Source organism: Sphingobacterium siyangense (assembly GCF_007830445.1).
Taxonomy (GTDB): Bacteria; Bacteroidota; Bacteroidia; order Sphingobacteriales; family Sphingobacteriaceae; genus Sphingobacterium; species Sphingobacterium siyangense.
Window position 1 is genome coordinate 1 of sequence record NZ_VLKR01000065.1, and the last position, 7,228, is coordinate 7,228.

At 35.3% G+C, this 7,228-nt stretch carries 7 protein-coding genes; 2 read left to right on the plus strand and 5 right to left on the minus strand.

Features of this window, described 5'->3' with window-relative positions; genetic code table 11:
* Positions 1–228, minus strand: a 228-nt coding sequence (locus IQ31_RS27090) for a DUF4372 domain-containing protein (RefSeq protein WP_145331471.1), incomplete at its 3' end; no start/stop codon positions are given.
* 313 nt (positions 229–541) lie between these two features.
* On the opposite strand from IQ31_RS27090, the gene IQ31_RS27095 reads away from it, so the two are divergent.
* Complete coding sequence (locus tag IQ31_RS27095; RefSeq protein WP_145331473.1) at positions 542–2,488, plus strand: S41 family peptidase; 1,947 nt, start codon at positions 542–544, stop codon at positions 2,486–2,488.
* A gap of 352 nt (positions 2,489–2,840) precedes the next feature.
* Here the strand turns inward: IQ31_RS27095 and IQ31_RS27100 are convergent, their stop codons facing one another.
* Positions 2,841–3,509, minus strand: a complete 669-nt coding sequence (locus tag IQ31_RS27100) for a DUF4276 family protein (RefSeq protein ID WP_145331475.1) — start codon at positions 3,507–3,509, stop codon at positions 2,841–2,843.
* Between the two features lies 1 nt (position 3,510).
* Complete coding sequence (locus IQ31_RS27105) at positions 3,511–4,896, minus strand: AAA family ATPase (RefSeq protein WP_145331477.1); 1,386 nt, start codon at positions 4,894–4,896, stop codon at positions 3,511–3,513.
* 305 nt (positions 4,897–5,201) lie between these two features.
* On the opposite strand from IQ31_RS27105, the gene IQ31_RS27110 reads away from it, so the two are divergent.
* Entirely contained in the window at positions 5,202–6,071 is an 870-nt protein-coding gene (locus IQ31_RS27110; protein ID WP_145331479.1) for a nucleotidyltransferase domain-containing protein, read from the plus strand.
* On the opposite strand, the gene IQ31_RS27115 is transcribed toward IQ31_RS27110, so the two are convergent.
* Both IQ31_RS27115 and IQ31_RS27120 read right to left on the minus strand, forming a co-directional pair.
* Positions 6,072–6,314, minus strand: a complete 243-nt coding sequence (locus IQ31_RS27115; protein ID WP_145331481.1) for a helix-turn-helix domain-containing protein — start codon at positions 6,312–6,314, stop codon at positions 6,072–6,074.
* 599 nt (positions 6,315–6,913) lie between these two features.
* The coding region (locus IQ31_RS27120; protein WP_145331483.1) for an integrase core domain-containing protein at positions 6,914–7,228 on the minus strand (315 nt) is incomplete at its 5' end.

Below are 7,228 nucleotides of genomic sequence, written 5' to 3' on the forward strand. Positions count from 1 at the left end.
TCTTACTACACCTAAGTGGTTCAGATTACCAGTGGTACTGCGTAGACCGTTACTAATATCACGAACCGAATCTGCCGAGGAAAAATGACAGAAAAGCATACTGACTAGATGCGTCCAGCTGTTGATCCCTTTCTGATGTTTGTCACTTTTGTGCTTTGAAACCAAATCTTTGAATAATTCGCGGTCGATAAGAGATAAAATCTGACTAAAAACATTTAAATTTATCATGGCGGTGTGTTATAATTTTGCGATTTAAATATAGCAACTTTGCTATATCTAAACACCGCCACTTTTTAAACGTTTAGGACGCAAGTGTAATAGCCTATTTTTTTTTCTTGTTGTTTTTCTAATAACGATATCTACTTCTGTTTTTAGTCAACAAAATTTTAACTTTTCATTTGAACAACCGATTACAAATCCCTGGTTCAATATCGGTGATACGACGATTTTTAAAAGTCGTATAGATCACGATACGTATTATAGTGCAAAAGGAGCACTTCGGATTGAAAGTATAAAGAAGAACAGCGCTTTCGGAGGGATTATGATGTGGTTACCATCAAATTTAAAGGGGGATTCCATTGAAGTGTCTGCGATGATCAAGCGTGAGAATATCATCGCAGGGTCTTATGCGTCGATGATGCTACGGATCGATCCCAAAGTCTTTTTCGACAATATGGCTAACCGCCAAATGAATGGGACAAAAAACTGGGAAAATATTAAGCTGAAAACTAAATTGGTGCCAAACCAGACCGAAGGGATATCCATTGCATTTTTTCTTTCTGGGGAAGGTAAGATGTGGGTTGATGATGTGCTCATTACTGTAGATGGTAAGGATATTACCAAAGAAGTAGGAATGTTTGTGCCATTTGCCAAGGGGATCAGTGAACCTGCAAGTTCGGGGATTTCTGATTTTAATACTACGCCCGAGATTGATCAACGCTTAGTGGATTTAGGGAGAATATGGGGTTTCCTGAAATATAGACATCCCGCTGTGGCGCAAGGAAAATATGATTGGGATCAGCAGTTGTTTAAGTCCATTGACGCTATTATTAGAGCAAAGGATAATAAATCTGTTGAGGCTCATTATGCGATGCTCTTAGACAGTCTCGGTGCCACGGCCAACTATGCCAAGCCACAGCTTGAAAATGTGGTTCATGAAGTAGATTATAGCTGGATTGATGGTCTCTCTTTTAACAATGATATCAAGAATAAATTAAGACGTATTCGATACAGTAATTTTGATCAACATCATTATTTTAGCTTTGCTGGCGGCGCAGGTAATGTCCTTTTCAAGAACGAGAAAAAATATGAAAATGTATTTTCAGCAGATGCAGGATTTCGTCTATTGGCACTTTTTCGTTTTTGGAATATGATCGAATATTTTTCACCCTATAAACATCTGACGGATTCGAAATGGGATGCTGTTTTAAAGACCGCTGTGCCCGAAATGATCCTGAGTCGGGATGATCGTTCTTATGGTCTTTCACTTCTCAAGATGGTATCCCAGGTTAAAGATGCACATACCGGACTCTGGAGCGTGCCTAAAGGGCTGATAAATTATTATGGCAAGTACCGTATGCCGGTAGAGATCCGAATGATAGAAGGAAAAGCTGTGGTAACTAAAGTTTTTGATAGTGAGAAATCCGGAGATAAACTTAGCATAGGAGATGTGCTCATCAGTAAGGAACATAAAAAGATTGAAGAAATCAGAGATTCGCTTTGGGCTTATATGAGTACACCGAATGAAGCTGTGGCCAACCGTGATCTGGCGCGAAAGCTTGTGACAAGCAATAGCGAGATTGTGCCCTGTGAGTTAGTGCGTGATGGCCGGCCGATTAAAGTAGATATTGCTGCGATACCCTCTAGCCAAATTAAACCTGCTTCAAGAGATACCGTGCCTTTTAAGATGCTGGACAATAATATTTTGTATATCAATCACAGTTTACTGCGTGCTAAGATGATCACAGAAAATATGGCAAACTGGAGCAAGGTAAAAGGTATTGTGATTGATGACCGCAATTATCCCGGTGATTTTTTAGTATTCAAGCTTACACCCTTGTTGTTGACCAAGCCTACTGATTTCGTTCGTTTTAGCAGTACGAGCCTTCAATATCCCGGCACTTTTGTAATGAGCAGCCCATTACAAGTTGGGGAGAATACCAATGATTGCTATCAGGGGAAAGTGGCTATTCTGGTCAATGAAGATACCCAGAGTTCTGCGGAATATCATGTGATGGCTTATCAGGCAGCTTCCAATGTCAAGGTTTTCGGATCACCGACAGCGGGTGCTGATGGCAATGTCAGTTCCATAGAGTTACCGGGCAATCAGCGGACAATGCTTTCCGGACTGGGGATTTATTATCCAGATCAACGTGAAACCCAGCGGGTAGGTATTAAAATTGATGAGATTGTCAAACCGAGTATCAAGGGGATTCGCGAAGGTAGGGATGAGGTAATGGAAAAAGCATTGGAATATTTAAATAAATAGGGTAAGATATTCCATCGGTAATTTATGGAATATCTTACCCAATATTTGAACCTGAATTGCGAACGCATTGCGTTCGCAATTGTAGACAATAATGGTTAATTGAAAAATACATGCTAAGTTTGGTCGTGGTTTTTCGTCTAGAGAGCTGAATTGGTACCGTCAGTTTTATTATACATTTACAATTGAGTCTACACTGTGGACGCAATTGAGTTAGAGCCAATATAAGCTACTTTTAACTCTTAATAGCGAGGAACAATGGGAGTTTTATATAGCCTAGACCAGAAAGAATAATTGGACATCAAGAGAGCTGGAACAGCAGGTCTTCAGTAATCTATTAACATTGTTTGATAATTTATTGTGGAAGCAGATTGAGTTTAATAAATTCGCTCCTTATGTTTCTTTCAAAGTCTAAATATGACGCAAATGTTTTTAATTTTTCAAGTTGTATAGCTTGACCTAGATAGGAATAAAGATCAGATATTTGTAGCGCATCTCTCATCTTTTTGGGCATTTCCGCTCGACCAATCCGAATAGCTTCTATGATTCTCTCTTTTGGATTATTAAAGGTCTCTGGATTGCCATTTATATTAAGTTCGGCTTCAGTTTTTTTTGTGCCTATAGCCTTTATAAAAATCTCTTTGTCTGCAAGCATCCACGATTCAGTTTCGTGTACTGGTACAATTGCTATAAGATTCTTACAATGAGTATCAGCACTTTTAGTATTTAATGTTTCAATGGCTGGAGTAATTTTTTGAGTATAGGTATTTGTGGCTGTGCTGTCATCAGCATCCGAATGTACAATCAACATATTGATTCCATAACTATTTAATCCAACTTCCGCACCATTTAGAACAAATTCGATAAAAGAATTGCCTTTTTTACATTCAATGATTTTTATGTCGATATCAATTTCTCCTCGACATTCATACGCAATATCTATCAAAGCTTTCTCAATAATGCGCTCGAAGAATCTAAAATCTGTTGTACCTTCTGCGATTAATCCAAAAAATAATTGAGCCATATTATTCTAAATTTCCCGTAGTTTCTAAATATTCTTGTACTGAAGCTAAAGTCATTTTTTTCTGTGATTCTGTGAATGGTATATTCAATTGATAATGTAACTCTTTGGTTACAGGAAGAATATTAGTAATTGAAATATTTAATCTTTCTTTGTTTATATCCGTAATTCTGTTGCTAATCTCTGCATACCAAATACTGACATTATTATCATTCTCCCATTTATAAATTTCCTTAACTAGTATTGGAGAATGAGTGTTAACAATAACCTGTCTAAGTGGTAACTCATTGTCAGTAAAGTCGTTTGTTAGGCTTTTCAATAAGGAAGCCATAGCGCTTATTCTAAAAGGATGTATTCCATTTTCTGGTTCTTCAAAACATAATAATCCTGTATGATGGTCGTCTTGTTCCAAAATACACAGAGCAAGTATTCTTAACGTACCTTCTGACAATACTCTTGAACTATATTCTTTCCCGTCTTTATCAAGTAGTTTAATTAAAAACTGTTTGTTCTCTTTGTCATCGAAAATCTTAACCTCAATAAAGTTAGGTACGAAAGACTGTAGTTTTCTAGAAATTTCTCCTAAACTATATTCGTTTTTTAAAGAAATTCGATTAAGTGCAGCAGCAAGATTTTTTCCGCTTTGAGAAATATAGGCCTCACCATTTGATTTATCCGTCGGTTTTCTTAAATCTTCTGGATTAAGTTGCAGAAATTTCCAACTCTTCATTTCTTCTTTGGCAGCTAGCACATGTGGAAAATCTATTGTGTCAAAACTGCTTAAAACTGTTCTTGAAGCATTTTTTAATGGAAATCGTCGTTTGTTGCCTGTTTTTCCATCTTGAGGAACCTCTACAGTCGGTATGCCATTTTCCATAGTTGTGTCAATATATGGTATTGTTCTCCGGCCTGTAGGAACTTTTGGACGCCAAATCTCTTTAAATTTATTTGGAACTAAATTTATCCATTTATCTTCTTGGTGCTTTAAATTTACTAATCTCTCATAAGAAACTTCAATATCTTCAATACCGGAATCATTAGTATATCTTTTTATTCGTAGCTCATAATGTAGCCTGGTATATTTTAAAGAAGCGTTATTTCCCCATGCATCGGTGATCTCTTTGTTAAGTAGCATTTCAATTTGAAATTCCATCTCTGTTGCGTAATTATTTTCTCCATATTGAGTGAAAAGTTCAAGAAATTCTCCACGTTGATCTCTAAATGCTTTCTTTATGTTATCTGTTTCTGCTAAGCTACATAACAACATTAACGCATCAAAGAGATTACTTTTTCCAGAAGCGTTTGTTCCAGCAATAACTGTTAACGGTGTAAATTCCATTTCAAAATTATGAAATGATTTAAAACCATTTATTTTAATATAAGTTATCATAACTTAATTCTAAATGTATAAAACAGTGATTCTTCATTATACTTAAAATGATTAATTGACTTTGTTTCAATGTCAAGTTTTTTATTCAAATGTACACAAATAAGATAGGAGAACCAAGATATGCACAATATATAGGACAATAATTAATAATAAGCAAGATGATATTATTTTTTGACCTAAAGGCTTTATATATTTTGTCCTGTACTAAAGCTTTAGTTATTAAAATATGAGCAAGCCATTCTTTTGGGAATGGCTTTCCTTTTAATATGTTTGCCCCAAACCTTTAAAATCTGTACCTTTATCCTATGAATACCCAATTACCTGCATCATTGCCAGAGCATAAATTAAAGGAAATCGAGGCAATCAAACAAGTTATTGCCGAATTTGTGGATCCTGATATGATCATTTTGTATGGAAGTTATGCTCGTGGAGAGCATAAAGATCAGATATACATGAAAGATGGTATACGTTACTTTTATATTAGCGATTATGACTTAATAGTTGTTACAAATAAAACCAATATAAAGGAGTACGAATTGGCTAATGAGCTGGAAAAAAGAATCTCTGCGAGACCTGATATTAACTTCTTTATGTATGATATTGACTATGTGAATAAGGAATTGGTAACGGGTAATTTCTTTTTTGTTCCTGTGTTTTTTGAGGGAGTGATATTATATAATAGCGGTAAAAGTACCTTAAAATCACCTAAGCCTCTATTCGTCGAACAAATTAAAAAGAATATAAGTAGCTATTATGATTTTTGGATAGGTAATACTAATGAGTTTTACGAAACTGCACTTGAAAAGTTAGAAAAGACAATTAATGGTAAAACTAGATCTGGCTTAACTCTTTGGTTTTTATTTCAGACTTTAGAATCTATTTATAGCGCACTTCTATTGGTTTTTATGGGCATTAAACCCAAACTCCATAATCTGTATAAATATAGAAGGTCTATCAATATAATTTCAGCTGAACTTAATGCAATTTTTCCCGAAGTGAAAGATAGTAATGAAAGAAGGCTTTTTGATCTATTAAATAGAGCTTATATAAGCGGGAAATATAAAATGGATTTTGAGGTGTCTCTTGAGGACCTGAAAGAAATCAGCTCAAGATTAGCGAGAATGATTCAAATCACAGATCGTCTTTGTATCGAAAGAATTGAAAGCTTCAAATAATTAGTTTTCAAAGTTTACTAAATCAGCTAACGTAATTTCTAGGGCTAAAGCCAAGGCTTTTAAAGTGAGTAAAGAAGGGGAGGATTCTCCTTTTTCTATTTTATGAATATGACTATGATCGACACCTGAGATTTGGTCAAGCCTCCGAAGACTGATTTTCTTACCAACCCTTATCTTTTTGCCTTCCCTTATGTCTTTGAGGTGTTGGCCAAAATCTTTTGAAAATTTTATTTTATCAAACATAATTTTTCAAAAGAGAATAAAATACAAAAACATTTTGTAGTGTTATTTGAATACTTAAATATATTCTGTATATTTGTATCAACAATTATAAATATTGCACTTTTCCTCATTCTGAAGCCTGAAAAACAAAATGAAGAGAGAAAAGCATGGATATTAAAACCTTAAAACTTCGTAAGAAATTCATAAAATCTGATGCCGGTTTTTCAGTGCTCAGAATCGAGTTAAAAGCAACTCTAATTTCTAGAGATGACTTTATGTCTATCCAATCTTTTTTGGGTTGGATAGACTTTTTCCGGCGGAAAATGAAACCTCCAGAGTAGGAGGTGCTATTAAATACTTTTGTATTACCTCCGATACAGAATTAAATCAATTATTTACAACTATAATTATACTGCCGCAATGTTGCGGTATATACGCCACTTTACTAATTCACAGAGGGTAGCGAGATAGCTGTTAACGATACGGCTCTCAGCAATCCTCTAAGCTGCGCCTGTTTGTTTAGACAGAAATTTCTAATTTTTATATAGTATTTTCTGTTTTAGGGCTGAAAATGGAAATAACTTTTTGGCTCTTGAAAGCCTAAAAAAGTTATTCTATTTTTATGCCGCATCCGCTTGCAAATACATGCTTTGCGGAGTATTATAGTTTATTCCCTGATGGAAGCGTTCCTGATTGTAGAATTCAAAGTAAGACCGTAACCCAGCACGGAGAGACCTTGGACTATCGTAGGCCTGTAAATATACGTTTTCATATTTTACAGACCGCCATAATCTTTCAACAAAAATATTATCCAAGGCCCTGCCTTTTCCATCCATACTGATAGATATATCGTTATCTAACAGTTCTTTGGTGTGCAGGTCACTCGTGTATTGACTACCTTGATCGGTATTGAATATCTCCGGTTTACCATGCAT

Bases quoted from the DNA above. Each gene is read 5' to 3' on its own strand.
- IQ31_RS27095 (WP_145331473.1), top strand. From the start codon at position 542: ATGATGTGGTTACCATCAAATTTAAAGGGGGATTCCATTGAAGTGTCT.
- IQ31_RS27100 (WP_145331475.1), bottom strand. From the start codon at position 3,509: ATGGCTCAATTATTTTTTGGATTAATCGCAGAAGGTACAACAGATTTT.
- IQ31_RS27105 (WP_145331477.1), bottom strand. From the start codon at position 4,896: ATGATAACTTATATTAAAATAAATGGTTTTAAATCATTTCATAATTTT.
- IQ31_RS27110 (WP_145331479.1), top strand. From the start codon at position 5,202: ATGAATACCCAATTACCTGCATCATTGCCAGAGCATAAATTAAAGGAA.
- IQ31_RS27115 (WP_145331481.1), bottom strand. From the start codon at position 6,314: ATGTTTGATAAAATAAAATTTTCAAAAGATTTTGGCCAACACCTCAAA.